Origin of the sequence: Christensenella sp. (assembly GCF_034927525.1) — a bacterium.
In the GTDB taxonomy this organism is placed as follows: Bacteria; Bacillota; Clostridia; order Christensenellales; family Christensenellaceae; genus Christensenella.
Genome location: NZ_JAYFPU010000065.1, coordinates 1 through 15,374, shown reverse-complemented (window position 1 = coordinate 15,374; position 15,374 = coordinate 1). Strand labels below are relative to the sequence as shown.

Here is a 15,374-nt window from a genome sequence, read left to right as displayed (position 1 = left end):
CGCAGATATTGTCCGTCCACGCGACGCCGCCGCCAAAGCCATTGGCAAGGCGCGCCAGCGCCGCCCTGTCCATATCCACATCCTCCGCAAAGGCAAGCGCTACGCTCTGCGCGCAGTTATAGCCGTCGCTGAAATTCTTTTTTGCCATTTCCGGTTTTGTCATCTCTTTTTCCCCCTCTTACATACACTGGTGTACCAGCTGCTCCACATCCTCACGGCTGGTGGGCTTCGGATGTCCGTCGATATCCTGCTTGAACGCCGTATACGCCAGGTCGACAAACGCGGGGATCTCCTCCTCCTTGAGGCCGTATCCGCCAAAGGAAACGTCTACCCCAATATCCTTGTAAAGCTTGTGCAGCAGTCCCGGCAGCGCCGCTGCCTGCTCCGCCTTGCTTTTGCCTACAAGAGACGGATCGAATATCTCCGCTACCTTCGCAAATTTTTCCTCGCCATACGGCAGCGTCCATTCAATGATCTGTACCAGACATGCAGCCAGTGTGCCGCCGTGCGGTGCGTCTGTAAAAGCGCTCAAAGGCTGTCCTAGCGCGTGCGGCAGGGTTACGCCCGCTTGCGCGATAGACCATCCGCCAAGCATACACGCAAGCGCCATATCATAGCGCGCCTCGATGTCTGATCCGTCCTTCACCGCCGCGCGGATCGAACGTGCAAACAATTCGATGGAACGTAGCGCGATCGTATCCGTCCAGTCATTCGAATTTTTTGAGATATACGCCTCAAACGCGTGCGCAAATGTATCGATGCCGGTGAGCGCCGTGCTGAGCGGCGGGATGGATGTCATCAGCGCCGGATCGATGAGCGATACCGTCGGGTAGATCGCCGGATTGATGATCGTACATTTCCTCTTCAGCGACGGATTGTTGATCACCGAGCAAGGTGTTGCCTCCGTCCCCGTCCCTGCCGTCGTCGGTATCACGATCAAAGGCAGAGCGGGCTTTTCCGGACGGTGTACATATTCGTTCTGCCGTTCCGTATATTCCCAGCACGTTCCCCCGTTCGTCATCACAAGCGCGATCGCCTTGGCCGAATCGATGGCGCTGCCGCCGCCAATGCCGATCACAACATCGCATTTTTCCTGTGCGCAGATCCCAGCGCCGCGGTCGATCGTCGTGTTCCGCGGATTCGGCACTACATCGTCAAACTCGGTATATGACACGCCGTTGGCTTTTAAGTCGTCAAGAATCGCCTGCAATGTCGCCGAGCCTTTCAGGAACGGGTCATACAGCACAAACGCCTTTTTCCCAAGGCTGCCTGCCTGTTCGCCCAAGTTTTTGAGCATGCCGTCCCCAATCATTACCTTTGTCGGAAAACTGATCATAATATCTTTCAAAGTCCTTACCTCCTCTGTTTATCTGTTACAAACTGCCGTTGCATCTGCCGCCTATATATAATGGCCGCCTGCCCCCCAATATGGGAATTCGCTGATGGTGATAAAAATATTATCCTGCTCGATCTCCAGCTCGGAAGCCACGATCACAAACAATTTCTCGATCATCTCTTTTTTATTTTCCATCGGCGCTTCGTGATGCAGGTTGACCGCCATATAGCAGCATTCCTGCCTCTTCCCGCCAAAAAAGAGATTGCACTTGTCATTGATATCAATCATCAGGACTGCTTCGCTCTTTTCCGGAATGATATCAATGATCCCTCCGATCCTGCTTTTCAGCGCTTCGCTTTTTGCCGCAGTCACGGTTCTTGTTGTACGGATATCAATAAATGGCATTGGTTTCTCCTTTCTTAATATGGTTTTAAAGTAATAGTGGATATATCAAGAGTATAGAAACATATAGAAATAATGATTCGTATGATACAAAGAAGAAAATACATAGAAGAAATAGCTGCAAGGTATATCAAAAATGTTTTTGGATTCTAAAAAGTAATTATATATACATTTTTCCGTTTGTCAATATTTTTTCAGAAAATTGTATATTATTTTCTGTTTATAATAATTTAATTATATTCTTTTTTCAGAAAATAACTCTATCCCGTTTCGCTACAGCCGTCCTTCTACAAGCGCCTTCGTCGTCACATACGCCGTCCTGATCACGTCTTCCGGGGTCATTTCATAATATTCAGGCCGGAACGTTTCGATCGATACCATGCCGTCATATCCCGTCTTTTTGATATTCTCCAAGTAATTATGAAGGTCGATCTCCCCTTCGTCCACAAACCGCCTGTGGCAGTGGTCGAGCGTGCCCAAAGGCAGAGGATCACAATTGTTGATGTGTACCGCAAATATTTTTTCTTTGGGTATGCGGGCAAGATCAGAGAAATCATTGCGCTTACCGTCTAAGTATAAATTGAAGGGGTCGAGCGTTATCCCTACATTGCCGCACCCTGTTGCATCAATGATCTCCATTGCGTCGCGTGCCGTGCGTACCGCACAACCCATGCTGCCCACCGGTTCCCATGCCAGGTTCATCTCATATTGCTCCGCCATTGCCGCAAGCTTCCTCAATATCCGCACCGAATCCTCCATCACCTTTTCCTTATCGTACGGGTATGGCATGGTATTGGGATCGTGCGGCAGATAGATGTTACCGCTGTCGTCGAGAAGGTGCGGCACAACAATAAAGTAATGCCCGCCGATCTTATATGCCGTCTCACAGCACGCAAGAAAATATGCACACAGCGCACGGTCGCGGGAAGTATTCGCCCTTTGCGGGTGGAACATATCCGCATAGGTATAGAGCGCGTTCATTGCGTGCGGTTGCAAATGGCTATTGCCAAAAAAGTCTTTCAGCACTGCCGCCGGATGCCCCATCAGGTAATCGAGCAGCATATCACCGCGCATCTCGATATAGTCAAATCCATTCTCCTCGCATAACACAAGGTCCTTTTCCAGGCTAGAACAATTCGCCGCTGTCGCTTCGTTATAAGAAAGTTTCATGTGTGCGCCTCCATATTCAGATGTTATTTTTATGAAAATTTTATTGTTTTTTGAAAATATTTAATTTTATCATAGCTCTTTTTTTGAGTTTGTCAATATATAATACACTTTTAGCTTCTGAAATTTTCATAATTTGCTATTGCATTATTCAAATTTATGATATACAATCAAGTTGTTCCATAATTTTATCCAATCAATTGTATACAAGTTTTCTTAATTATATATCAACATAACGACATCATGTAACGCTTCACTATTTTTATCTATCTCGATCAATTATAAAAATCAGGAGAATACTATGAAAGCTTTGGTAAAATTTGCAGAAGGCCGTCAGGGAATGGAGATTCGCGATATCCCTATCCCCACACCGAAAAAAAATGAACTGCTGGTCAAAATTATGGCGGCTGGGATATGCGGCACAGACATCCATCTGATGCACGACGAGTATACCTACTACCCTCCCGTCATACTGGGGCACGAATACACCGGCATTGTCGAGGGCATGGGCTCCGCCGTCTCAGGCTTTGCAAAAGGCGACCAGATCATCTCCATGACTGCCGCCGTCACGTGCGGACACTGCGGGTATTGCCGCGAAGGCCTGCTGATGCTGTGCAACGAGCGGCGCTCGATCGGCTCTGGTGTCAACGGCGCAATGGCTGAATATATGGTGATCCCCGCCGAGCTGGCGTTCAAGCTTCCCGCCAATGTTTCCGGCGACGATACGATGGCTATTGCAGAACCCCTGGCATGCGTGATCCGCGCCGTCATCGAGCAATCCCATATAAAAGCCGGGGACGTGGCGCTTGTATCCGGCCCCGGCACCATCGGCCAGCTCACCATGCTGATCGCCAAAATGCAGGGCGCATATGTCATTATGTCAGGTACGCCGCAGGACGCAGAGCGTCTTGCGCTCGCCCGGGAACTGGGTGCAGACGCTGTTTGCTCCAGCCCGCAAGAGCTCAAAAGTATAATCGACAAAATCACAGTAGACGGTGTGGATGTCGCTTATGAATGCGCAGGCGCGCCCCCCTCCCTTGACGTGTGCATCAATATGCTCAAAAAGACAGGCAACTTAGCGCAGGTAGGACTGTATGGCAAGCCCGTGCCTGTCGATATGGATAAAATTTTATGCAAGGAGCTTGCTCTCTCTGTGAGCTACGCAACAGAGCGTACCTCATGGGATATCCTGTTAAAGCTTGCTTCTCAGGGCAAGCTTGAGAAGGTCAAAAAGCTCATCAGCGCACGGATGCCGCTTGACGAGTGGGAAACTGCGTTTGATATGTTTGCCAATAAGGAAGGCTATAAGATTTATTTGATACCGTAAGATAAATAAAAAATAGATCATATAAAAGGAAGGTGCTTTATTATGAAAATGCTCATTAATGGAAAACAAACAGCCGCCAGCGATGGCAAAACCCTGGAGGTACTGAATCCGGCGACCATGGAATTGATTGATACGGTTCCTTCGGCAACGCAGCAGGATGTAGAGGCTGCACTTGACGCAGCCCAGCAAGGAAAAAAGCAGTGGCGGGACGTCGTGCTTTTTGAGCGTGTGGATATCCTGCGCAAATTCATTTCCCTGATCGACAAAAACCTTGACGTCTTTGCAAAGATGATCAGTGCCGAAAGTGGAAAAACACTGGTGTCCTGCATCGACGAAGCGAAGGCATGTATGGGGATTTTTGAATCCTATTGCGAAAAAGCGAAGAACTACGGCGGCGAGACCCTGCCCTTCAACTCTGAGGCAAGAGTAAAGGGAGACATCATCTTTACGCTCAGGGAGCCTCTTGGCGTGGTCGCGTGTGTCGTCCCCTTCAACTATCCAGTCGAGCTCTATGCTCATAAAGTGGCTCCGGCGCTTGTGATGGGTAACGCCGTCATCATCAAACCGTCAAGCGACACCCCTATGTGTAATATTTTCCTGACGCAGCTTCTGCTGGAGGCAGGCGTTCCGGGTGCGGCTGCACAGATCGTAACGGGCAGCGGCGCGCGCATTGGCAAGCAGATCGCGGAAAGCCCGAAGATCGACGCGATCAGCCTGACAGGCAGTACTTCCGTAGGTATCGAGACCATGCAGAACGGCGCAAAGAACCTGACGCACGTGTTTTTAGAGCTGGGCGGCAACGACCCGCTTATTGTGTTTGAAGGCACAGACCTTGATCAGGCCGTAACAGAGACGCTGGCCGGACGCGCAAGCAATGCCGGGCAGACCTGCTGCGGTACAAAACGTCTGATCATCCAGAACAGCATCAAAGAAGCATATACGCAAAAATTACTCGAGGCGCTCAAAGGCCTGAAGATCGGCGATCCGCTCGATCCCGATACGGTATACGGCCCCCTCATCAGCGAGCGTGCGGCAAAAGATGTGGAGCAGCAGGTACAAAAAACGATCGAGCAGGGCGCTACCTGCCTGTATGGCGGCAAGCGGTACGATACCACTTATTTTGAGCCTACCCTGCTGACTGACGTCACGATGGATATGGACGTCGCGGGCGAAATGGAGATTTTCGGGCCTGTCTTCCCTGTTATCGGCTTCGATACGGTTGAGCAGGCAATCGAAATCGCCAACCACGCGCCTTACGGCCTGTCGAGCGGCGTGATGTCGCCGGATATCTGCATCGCGCTTAAAGTCGCGACAGAGATCGAAGCTGGCACCTGTGTCATCAACGGCTGCGGCAACTACAGAAGCGCACATCTCGCGTTTGGCGGATACAAGATGACGGGCATCGGCCGTGAAGGAATCACGCACACGCTCGACGAGTATACGCAGACCAAAAATATTGCTTTGAAGCAGTTATTGAAGTAAGTACATCTTTAAGGAGAAAAAATATGAGTAGCAGTGAAGAATTGAAATCATTTGCCAACCAAATACGCGTCGAAACGCTAAAGGCGTTCCGCCATCTTGGTTTTGGTCATGTCGGAGGCTGTATGTCCGTCGCTGATCTCCTTGCCGTACTATACGGCAAGGAGATGAATATCGACCCGCAGAACCCTCAGAAAACCGACCGTGACCGGTTTGTCCTTTCCAAAGGGCATGCAGGCCCCGCGCTTTACGCAACGCTTGCTTTAAAAGGCTATTTCCCGCTTTCGGAGCTGGCCACCATCAACACTGGCGATACGCTTCTGCCAAGCCACTGCGACAGGAACAAGACGCCCGGTGTGGACATGAGCACAGGCTCTCTCGGGCAGGGTATGTCCACAGCCATTGGCGTCGCGATGGCACAAAAAATGGACGGGATGAACGCCCGCACCTTTCTTGTGATCGGCGACGGTGAATGTGACGAAGGCCAGATATGGGAGGGCGCGCTGTTTGCCCCGCAGCACCATCTTAACAACCTGATTGCTTTTGTGGATTACAACAAAAAGCAGCTGGATGGCTATACCAAAGACATCTGCGATCTTGGCGACCTGCGCAAAAAGTTTGAAGACTTTGGATGGAACGCCATCCAGTGCGACGGGCACGACGTAGACGCTCTTACGGCAGCGATTGCAAAAGCGAAGACAGAGCCGGACAGACCCAGCATGATCATTATGGACACTGTCAAGGGAAAAGGCTGTACGTTTGCAGAGGACGTTCTTTTTAACCATCATATGACATTCACAGAGGAACAGGTAGATCAGGCGCTTGCGGCGCTTGGCTGCTAAGGAGGGTTTGAAATGGCAAATTATAAAGTATGCGAAAGCGTATCGACAGAAAAGGCAGCGATGCGCGACGTTTATTGCAAAACATTGATCGATCTTGCCGAACACAACAAAAACATCGTCGCCATGGACGCCGACCTGATGAATTCGATTGGTATGCTGCCCTTCCGCGATAAATTTCCGGAGCGCACCATCAATTGCGGGATCATGGAAGCAAACATGATCGGCGCTGCCGCCGGTATGTCTACGCTTGGCAAGGTTCCGTATGTCCATACGTTCGGTTGCTTTGCCTCAAGACGCGTCGCTGATCAGGTGTTTGTCTCCTGCGCCTTTGCACAGGCGAACGTACGCATCATCGGCAGCGACCCCGGCGTAACAGCGGCTTTTAACGGCGCGACCCATATGCCCTTTGAAGATATGGGCATCATGCGCGGCATCCCCGGCCTTACTGTGATCGAGCCGACCGATTCCGTCATGCTGGAGGACATCATCCGTCAGCTTGAAAAATCTTATGGCACCTACTATATCCGTCTTTCACGTAAGAATGCGGAAAAAATATTTGAGGACGGCTCCACCTTCGATATCGGTAAAGCGGCCCTGATACGCGACGGCTCCGACGCAACCATCGTCGCAAGCGGCATCATGGTCGCAGAGGCGGTCAAAGCCGCCGACCTGCTGAAAAAGGACGGGATATCCGTACGCATTCTGAATGTGTTCACCATCAAGCCGATCGATCGTGAAGCGATCAAGGCGGCGGCACAAAAAACAGGCGCGATCGTAACGGCGGAAAACCATAACATCATCAACGGTCTTGGCAGCGCGGTGGCGGAGGTTGTCGGCGAGACGTGCGCCGTTCCTTTAGAACGCGTGGGCATCAACGACCATTTCGGCGAAGTCGGCTCTGTTGACTTTTTAAAGAATAAATTTGGCCTCACCGCCGAAAACATCGCCAAAAAAGTGAGGACAGCGATCGCACGAAAAGAAAGGTAACGCAGCATGCAAGACGTATATATCATGAATTCCTGCCGGACGGCGATCGGTTCCTTTGGAGGTTCCTTAAAATCGGTGAGCGCGATAGAGCTTGCCGCAACCGTCGTCCGCAGTTTGCTCGGCAAGGCCATCCTCCCTGCCGGGCAGGTCGATCAGGTCATTATGGGCAATGTCCTACAGGCGGGTCAGGGGCAAAACCCTGCCCGCCAGGCCATGATCGCCGCCGGACTTCCGGTGGAGGTTCCGGCGCTCACCATCAACAAGGTGTGCGGCTCCGGTCTTACGTCCTTAAACCTTGCGGCAGCGCTGATCCGTTCGGGTCAGGCAGATTGTATCATCGCGGGCGGCTTTGAAAACATGTCGCAGGCTCCGCATGCCGCACATATGCGCTGGGGACATAAAATGGGCAACATTGATTTTATGGATCTGATGATCCACGACGGCCTGTGGGACGCTTTTCATGATTACCACATGGGGATCACAGCGGAAAACGTCGCACAAAAATATGGGATTACGCGTGAGGAGCAGGATGCCTTTGCGCTTACCTCACAGCAAAAGGCGCACGAAGCGCAGCGCTCCGGCAGATTCCGCGAGGAGATCGTTCCTGTTGAGGTATCGCTGCCCCGCAAAGCTCCTTATTTGTTCGAAAATGACGAATACATCAGAGGCGATGCATCCCTTGAATCCCTTGGCAAGCTTCGTCCCGCCTTTCAAAAGGACGGAACCGTAACTGCGGGAAACGCCTCCGGCATCAACGACGGCGCGGCAGCCCTGCTGCTCGTTTCGGAGAAATTTCTCAGGGAGAACTATTTGCAGCCACAGGCTAAATGGCTGGGCAGCGGCTCCGTAGGGGTCTCCCCTGCGTATATGGGCATGGGCCCTGTGCCCAGCGTGCAAAAGGCGCTCAAAAACACGGATTTGCAGATAAGCGACCTGCATCTTGTGGAGGCCAACGAGGCCTTTGCCTCGCAGGCGCTGGCTGTCACAAGGGAACTTGGACTGCCACAGGATATCGTTAACGTCAACGGCGGAGCGATCGCGCTCGGACACCCGATCGGTGCTTCGGGCGCAAGGATCGCCGTAACGTTGCTGCACGAAATGCAAAGGCGGGACGCCAAACGTGGCCTTGCTACCCTGTGCATTGGCGGCGGTATGGGCGAAGCTACTATTTTTGAATTGTGTGAATGATATGGATACGCTGACGATTGAAAAAAAAGGACATGTGGTCATCCTGACGCTCAACCGTCCGGATAAGCTCAACGCGATCAATCAGACAATGATCACAGAGCTGCACGATGCGCTGCTTACTATCCAGCGCGATCCCCTCGCTCGCTGTCTTGTGATCACCGGCACGGGCAAGAAAGCTTTTGCCGCCGGAGCTGATATCGCCGAAATGGAGCATATGGACTTCTTCGGTGCAAAAGCCTTTGCGGAAAAGGGCTGTGCTGTCATGCACAGCATTGAAACGCTTCCCATACCCGTGATCTGCGCCGTAAATGGCTTTGCACTTGGCGGGGGCATGGAGCTCGCTCTTGCCTGTGACGTCAGGATCGCTGCGGAAAACGCGATCTTTGGGCTTCCGGAGGCTTCCCTCGGGGTGATCCCCGGCTTTGGCGGTACCGTGAGGCTTTCGCGCATCGCAGGGCACGCTGTAGCGGCAGAAATGATATTCTCCGCTGGCACGATCGACGCCGACTGCGCCAAACGTTACGGCATCGTGAACCGCACGGTACCGCTACACGAACTGATGGAATATACTTGCGGTCTGGCGGGCAAGATCAGCGGCAATGCGCCGCTCGCTGTGAGAGCGGCAAAACGTTCCATGAGGCTGTCACAGGATATCAAAATGGAAAATATGCTGTTTGCGCAGCTGTTCCTCACCAAGGATCGGCAGGCAGGCATGAATAATTTTTTGCATAAGAAAAAGACGGAACATTTTTTAGGAGAATAAAACAATGAAAAAAATGAGTGTGATCGGCGCGGGAACGATGGGTGCAGGCATTGCGCAGGTCTTTGCGCAGACTGGCTGGCAGGTCGTTTTGGCAGATCATTCCCTGTCGCTTGCCAAAAAAGGTTTGGGTAAAATAAAGTCCGATATGACGCGACTTGTACAAAAAGAGAAGCTGTCACAAGATGCGATGGAGCAGACAATAGGTGTTATCACCGTCACCGACCGGCTTGAGCAATGCGACGGGAGTACCCTTGTTGTCGAAGCGGTCTATGAAGACCTGCGGGTCAAACAGGACTTGTTTTGTACGCTTGAAAAAATCGTGCAGGCGGATACCATTCTGGCTTCCAACACGTCTTCGATCTCCATTACACAGATCGCGGCTGCCCTAACAGAAAAAGGCCGGTTTGCCGGTATGCACTTTTTTAATCCGGCGGGCGTCATGAATTTGGTGGAAGTCATTGCCGGTATGCAGACCAGTGCGGATACCACTGCATCTATCATTGCAATCGCCAAGGAAATCAATAAAACACCTGTCCCGGTGGACGAGGGCCCGGGGTTTGTGGTAAACCGCCTGCTGATCCCTATGATCAACGAAGCGATCGGCATATACGCCGAGGGGATCGCCAGCGCGCAAAGCATCGATACCGCCATGAAGCTGGGAGCAAACCACCCAATCGGCCCGCTTTCCTTAGGCGACCTCATCGGTCTCGACATTTGCCTCGCGATCATGGAGGTGCTGCATGACGAATTTAGAGACCATAAATACAGCGCGCATCCCCTGCTCCGCAAAATGGTGCGCGCAGGAATGCTGGGCAAAAAGACCGGACAGGGGTTTTTTACCTATCAATAGAAGGCGGGACTGACTACACAGCCGCTACTTGACAGTCTGCCGTCTGATATGCAAGAATGTGTTTGTCGGTACTCACCACAAAATTGAAAAACAGCAGTACCAAGAGGGATAAGTATGAATGAAAAAAAGGACAAAGTAAAAATCAATCTTGCGCAATATGTGCATGACCATATTATGGAGATGCTGATCCGCCAGGAGATCAAGCCCGGCGGGAAAGTGCCAGAGGAAAAAATTTCCGAAATGCTCAATGTCAGCCGTACCCCTATTCGCGAGGCGATCCGTATCCTTGCCGCTGAGGGCATGGTCAATATTTCGCCCAACCGCGTCGCCGAGGTGATCTCTTTTACAAAGGAAGATATCCACGATATTGGCATGGTACGGCTCAGCAATGATTTGCTTGCCGGAAAGCTTGCGATCTACAACGGCAGTAATGCCGACTTCCAGCGTCTTGCAGAGATTGCGGATATGTGTGAAGAATATGCAAAACAGGGTGATATCTTCAACCGGATCATTTTTGACGCTCATTTTCACAATGAGCTTGCCGAGATTGCGGGCAATCCGATTTTGCTGCGTTTTCAAAAAGAGCTCTACCAGAGAATCTGTTTTTACCAGTCCATCGAGTATGCGCGCCCCGGATTCAAAAAGGAAAACATCTCGCACCATGACCCGATCATCCGCGCCTTGATGAACCGCAACGAAGCGGAATATTCAAAGGCGATCCAGGAACACCTGATCGAATTCTATGATTTGAGAAACAGTAAATACAAGGTTTTCCTAAACGAGGATAACTGACATAACCGAAAAACAAAAACCCGGGAATCATTTCCCGGGTTTTTATGTGGTATCATTTCTTATTCTTCTGCAAACATCGGCGTAGACAGATACCGCTCGCCCGTATCGGGTAACAATACAACGATCGTCTTTCCCGCATTTTCAGGACGCTTTGCAAGCTGTGCCGCCGCATAGGCCGCCGCACCCGAAGAAATCCCGACCAGCACGCCTTCCGTCCGCGCAAGCTCCCTGCCCGTGCGGAACGCGTCTTCACCCTTCACGGTGATCACTTCGTCATATATCTTGGTATCCAGTACGTCGGGTACGAATCCCGCACCGATCCCTTGCAAAGGATGTGGCCCCGGCGTGCCCTTGGAGAGCACGGGCGACGCATCTGGTTCGACAGCGACAACCCTGATATCCGAATTTTTAGACTTTAAATATTCTCCCGTGCCGGTGATCGTGCCTCCAGTGCCCACTCCCGCAACAAAGATGTCTACCTTACCGTCCGTATCCTCCCATATCTCCGGGCCGGTGGTCGCCTTGTGCACCGCTGGATTTGCCGGATTCACGAACTGCCCCGGAATAAATGAATTTGGTATTTCTTTTCCAAGCTCGTCCGCCTTTTCGATTGCGCCCTTCATGCCCTTTGCGCCTTCCGTCAGCACAAGCTCCGCGCCATATGCCTTTAAGAGGTTCCTGCGTTCCATGCTCATCGTTTCGGGCATCGTCAGCACCGTACGGTATCCACGTGCAGACGCAACGCTTGCAAGGCCGATCCCCGTATTCCCGCTCGTCGGCTCGATGATCGTTGCGCCGGGCTTTAATACCCCCGCTTTTTCCGCTTCATCGATCATTGCTTTAGCGATACGGTCTTTCACACTTCCCGCGGGGTTGAAATATTCCAGCTTCGCGAGCACCGTGGCCTTTAGTCCGTGTTCCCTTTCATAATTCGTAAGCTCCAACAGCGGTGTTTTGCCGATCAGGTCTGTCAGGCTTTTATAAATTCTAGACAAAATTCTTCCTCCTTTTATGCAAGCGCTTGCTCAAGATCATACAGGATATCGTCGATGTGCTCTGTCCCGATCGACAAACGCACTGTGTTCGATTTGATCCCCTGCTCCAAAAGTTCTTCCTCCGTAAGCTGCGAATGCGTCGTGCTCGCCGGATGGATCACCAGCGATTTCACATCGGCAACATTTGCCAGCAGTGAAAATATTTTCAGCTTATCGATGAACGTACGCGCTTCCTTCGCGCCGCCCTTCACCTCTATCGTAAAGATCGATCCCCCGCCATTGGGGAAATATTTTGCGTATAGTTCGCTATATCCGCTTTCTTTGAGCGACGGATGGTTCACCCGCTCAATGCCTGGATGCTTCTGCAAATATTCGATCACCCTTTTCGTGTTGTAGGCGTGGCGCTCTACACGCAGCGAAAGCGTTTCTAAGCCCTGCAGAAAAATAAAGGCATGAATGGGCGAGAGCGTCGCACCCATGTCGCGCAGCAATATCGCCCGTATCTTGGTCACAAAAGCCGCCGGGCCGACCGCATCTACAAAGCTCAGGCCATGATAGCTTGGGTTCGGATCGACAAGGCTTGCAAATTTTCCGCTTGCCTTCCAGTCAAATTTTCCGCCATCCACGATCACGCCACCGATCGTTGTTCCGTGCCCGCCGATGAATTTCGTCGCGGAATGTACCACGATGTCCGCCCCGTGCTCTAAAGGCCGGAACAGATACGGTGTCGCAAACGTATTATCCACCACCAATGGAATTTGATGTTTGTGCGCGATCTCCGCGACCTTTTCCACATCGATCAGGCTTGCGTTCGGGTTGCCCATCGTTTCGATAAAGATCGCCTTTGTATTGTTTTGTATCGCACGTTCAAAGCTGCCTTCCTCGTCCGGATCGACAAATGTCGTGGTAATGCCATATGTCGGAAGCGTATGCGCCAGCAGGTTGTATGTCCCGCCGTACACTGTCTTTGCAGATACAATATGATCACCGGCCGCAGCAAGGTTTTGTATCGTATAGGTTACTGCCGCCGCGCCTGAAGCAACCGCCAGTGCAGCCACGCCGCCCTCAAGCGCCGCGATCCGTTTCTCAAAAATATCCTGCGTGGGGTTTGTCAGCCTTCCGTAGATGTTCCCCGCGTTCGAAAGATTGAAGCGCGCTTGTGCGTGATCGCTGTCGTGGAACACATACGACGTCGTCTGGTAAATGGGTACGGCGCGTGAATCCGTCACCGCGTCGGCTTCTTCCTGTCCTACGTGCAGTTGCAAGGTCTCAAATTTTACTTCCCTGTCTTTAAAAATGCTCATTGGTTTTCTCCTTTTGGTAGCGTGTGTATCGTCTAGTTCTTCCTATCCCCGCCGATACATCGCCGCATTCGTTCCTTTGCACATTTACATTTTCGTACCCTCTGACCAAACATACGCATCCTCCGTTCCGTAAAACATATCAAACATATATGTTTTATTATTTTTATGTTTTAATACTATCAGAGCCATTTATATTTGTCAATCACTATTTTTATGAAAAAACAAAAAGCTGCTTCCCAGCCTAGGAAAGCAGCTTTTCTACTCTTTATTTTCTTATTTATTCATCAGCCTGTCCATCTGTTCATAGACCCAGTCCTGATCTGTACATTCGTAGGGAAGCTGCATCCAGAACTGCTCTATCATTGAATAAAATGAATTGACCGAAGCAAACTCATTCGTTAAAACCCGCACCGAATAATCGTTCGACGGATGGAAGTACGCGATGGTATTTTCTTTGACCCACAGGTTCAGATTTGGGATAAACGGCTCCGAACCCATCGGCCGCAATCCGATTTTTACTTTGGAGTTGTTTTGTACCGTTTCCAAGAAGTATTCGATTTCCCTCAGGATGAATTTACTGGGCATTCTAATTGGCCGGCCAAGCAGATAGGTGAATGTCGGAGACTCTACGATGACTTCTTCACGAAGGTCGTGGATATAGTCTGCGCTAAAAATGACGTGCGTCTTATTGTCCCCTTCTAAAAACTTCTTAGTATTGACCACACAGTTCCGGTAAAATTGTGTTATTTTTTTCTCTTCACCGGCAGAAAGATCGATCGACAAAAGCACGTCATCCAACGTCTCCTTGCTGAACGTAATAAAAGGGGTGGATTCGGTGATTACGTATTGATCCATATTGGTCGCAAGATACCTTCTCATGGGGTTAGCATTAAAATCCGAACACATATCCCGATTTTCCAAGTGATGTGTCAGCTTATTAAATTTCTCCAGGTGTTTTTCCATAAACGCATCGATCTGATGCACTGTCATCGGGTCGTCGTATACAGCCGTGTACATATTGGCCGGGTTTCCATCAAAATTGGAGCCTACCAGCGCCAGTTTCCCCTTGATATTATAAATATAATCATAAAACGGGTTTTCCACATCATAGGTATAATAGGTATGTGCGTTTGGGGACAGGAATGCGGGCAGCCAATACTGGAACATGTTGTAAATCTGCTCCGCAGGCCGGTTCATATAAAACAACATCATCAACTGATGATTTTTCTTTTCCGCTTCGATAAATTTCTTTTGCGATGTTGAAAGGTCGCTGGTCAGAGAACGAAAGATGCGCGAAGCCGCGTCGAAGCCATAGACTGATTCCCCACCGGGCAAGCTCAGGAGAACATCAAGAAAATCCAGAATTGCAGCGCGTTTACCCGACGGCCCTTTATAAATCTTATAGGTCGTTGTGTACAGGCTGTTGTCTGTTACTTTTTCTTTATATTTCTGTTCAAATTCTTCGGAGAGCAGCCACGATGCCACAAACGCATACAGTTCTTCCCTGTTTGTGATCTTTGTATCGTTCACCGATTCAAAAAAGCGTTCCAGCTTCCTTAGGCCTTGTTCTTCATTAAAATCCAGAATGGCGTTTACTATGTCTTGAAAATAGACTGATTTTGCATGTAATTTTGTACGTCCATTTTTCCACCGGCTGATCACTGTCCGGTCTACATGTATCGCACTTGCCAGCTTCGTTCCCTGAATGTATAGCATTTCCATCAGGTATCCAAGTGGCGTTTGCGCATGTTCCGCCATAATCTTTCCCCCTTTTATAGCGCCTCAACCTTTTTTATAAACACATCGCAACAGATTTGAACAATTATTTTTATGGATACTACCTTATTGCAAATCCGCCAAATAATCAACGATATCCCCGATCGTTGAGAATCGTTTCGCCTGCTCCTCGTCGATCTCGATTTTAAAATCTTCTTCAAACGCA

At 50.5% G+C, this 15,374-nt stretch carries 15 protein-coding genes; 8 read left to right on the top strand and 7 right to left on the bottom strand.

Features of this window, described 5'->3' with window-relative positions:
• The 4 genes from VB081_RS14960 to VB081_RS02455 form a co-directional block, all read right to left on the bottom strand.
• A partial coding sequence (locus tag VB081_RS14960) for a C-GCAxxG-C-C family (seleno)protein (protein ID WP_442872696.1) occupies positions 1-148 on the bottom strand: 148 nt, incomplete at its 3' end.
• 30 nt (positions 149-178) lie between these two features.
• Positions 179-1,348, bottom strand: coding sequence for an iron-containing alcohol dehydrogenase (locus VB081_RS02465; RefSeq protein ID WP_323399269.1), 1,170 nt, complete (start codon positions 1,346-1,348; stop codon positions 179-181).
• A gap of 51 nt (positions 1,349-1,399) precedes the next feature.
• On the bottom strand, positions 1,400-1,741 hold the full coding sequence (locus tag VB081_RS02460; RefSeq protein WP_323399268.1) for a phenylpyruvate tautomerase MIF-related protein: 342 nt from the start codon (positions 1,739-1,741) through the stop codon (positions 1,400-1,402).
• Between the two features lie 270 nt (positions 1,742-2,011).
• A complete protein-coding gene (locus VB081_RS02455) occupies positions 2,012-2,908 on the bottom strand; it encodes a sugar phosphate isomerase/epimerase family protein (RefSeq protein WP_323399267.1) in 897 nt (298 codons plus the stop codon).
• Positions 2,909-3,206: 298 nt separating this feature from the next.
• Between VB081_RS02455 and VB081_RS02450 the strand changes: the two genes are divergently transcribed.
• The 8 genes from VB081_RS02450 to VB081_RS02415 all read left to right on the top strand — a co-directional run bounded on the left by VB081_RS02450 (position 3,207) and on the right by VB081_RS02415 (position 11,133).
• Positions 3,207-4,232, top strand: coding sequence for a zinc-dependent alcohol dehydrogenase (locus tag VB081_RS02450; protein ID WP_323399266.1), 1,026 nt, complete (start codon positions 3,207-3,209; stop codon positions 4,230-4,232).
• A 42-nt stretch (positions 4,233-4,274) separates the two neighbouring features.
• Positions 4,275-5,714, top strand: coding sequence for an aldehyde dehydrogenase family protein (locus tag VB081_RS02445; RefSeq protein WP_323399265.1), 1,440 nt, complete (start codon positions 4,275-4,277; stop codon positions 5,712-5,714).
• 23 nt (positions 5,715-5,737) lie between these two features.
• Positions 5,738-6,553, top strand: a complete 816-nt coding sequence (locus VB081_RS02440; protein WP_323399264.1) for a transketolase — start codon at positions 5,738-5,740, stop codon at positions 6,551-6,553.
• Positions 6,554-6,565: 12 nt separating this feature from the next.
• Entirely contained in the window at positions 6,566-7,540 is a 975-nt protein-coding gene (locus VB081_RS02435) for a transketolase family protein (RefSeq protein ID WP_323399263.1), read from the top strand.
• 6 nt (positions 7,541-7,546) lie between these two features.
• A complete protein-coding gene (locus tag VB081_RS02430) occupies positions 7,547-8,728 on the top strand; it encodes an acetyl-CoA C-acetyltransferase (protein ID WP_323399262.1) in 1,182 nt (393 codons plus the stop codon).
• On the top strand, positions 8,721-9,491 hold the full coding sequence (locus tag VB081_RS02425; RefSeq protein ID WP_323399270.1) for an enoyl-CoA hydratase/isomerase family protein: 771 nt from the start codon (positions 8,721-8,723) through the stop codon (positions 9,489-9,491). Before VB081_RS02430 ends, VB081_RS02425 begins: the two co-directional genes overlap by 8 nt.
• 4 nt (positions 9,492-9,495) lie before the next feature.
• A complete protein-coding gene (locus VB081_RS02420; RefSeq protein ID WP_323399261.1) occupies positions 9,496-10,341 on the top strand; it encodes a 3-hydroxyacyl-CoA dehydrogenase family protein in 846 nt (281 codons plus the stop codon).
• A gap of 114 nt (positions 10,342-10,455) precedes the next feature.
• Positions 10,456-11,133, top strand: a complete 678-nt coding sequence (locus VB081_RS02415; RefSeq protein ID WP_323399260.1) for a GntR family transcriptional regulator — start codon at positions 10,456-10,458, stop codon at positions 11,131-11,133.
• Between the two features lie 59 nt (positions 11,134-11,192).
• On the opposite strand, the gene cysK is transcribed toward VB081_RS02415, so the two are convergent.
• The 3 genes from cysK to VB081_RS02400 all read right to left on the bottom strand — a co-directional run bounded on the left by cysK (position 11,193) and on the right by VB081_RS02400 (position 15,190).
• Positions 11,193-12,128, bottom strand: a complete 936-nt coding sequence (gene cysK / locus VB081_RS02410; RefSeq protein ID WP_323399259.1) for a cysteine synthase A — start codon at positions 12,126-12,128, stop codon at positions 11,193-11,195.
• Positions 12,129-12,142: 14 nt separating this feature from the next.
• Positions 12,143-13,432 carry an O-acetylhomoserine aminocarboxypropyltransferase/cysteine synthase family protein gene (locus VB081_RS02405; protein ID WP_323399258.1) on the bottom strand — a complete coding sequence of 430 codons (1,290 nt, stop codon included), beginning with the start codon at positions 13,430-13,432 and terminating at the stop codon, positions 12,143-12,145.
• A gap of 273 nt (positions 13,433-13,705) precedes the next feature.
• A complete protein-coding gene (locus VB081_RS02400; protein WP_323399257.1) occupies positions 13,706-15,190 on the bottom strand; it encodes a hypothetical protein in 1,485 nt (494 codons plus the stop codon).
• Positions 15,191-15,374: the final 184 nt, after the last annotated feature.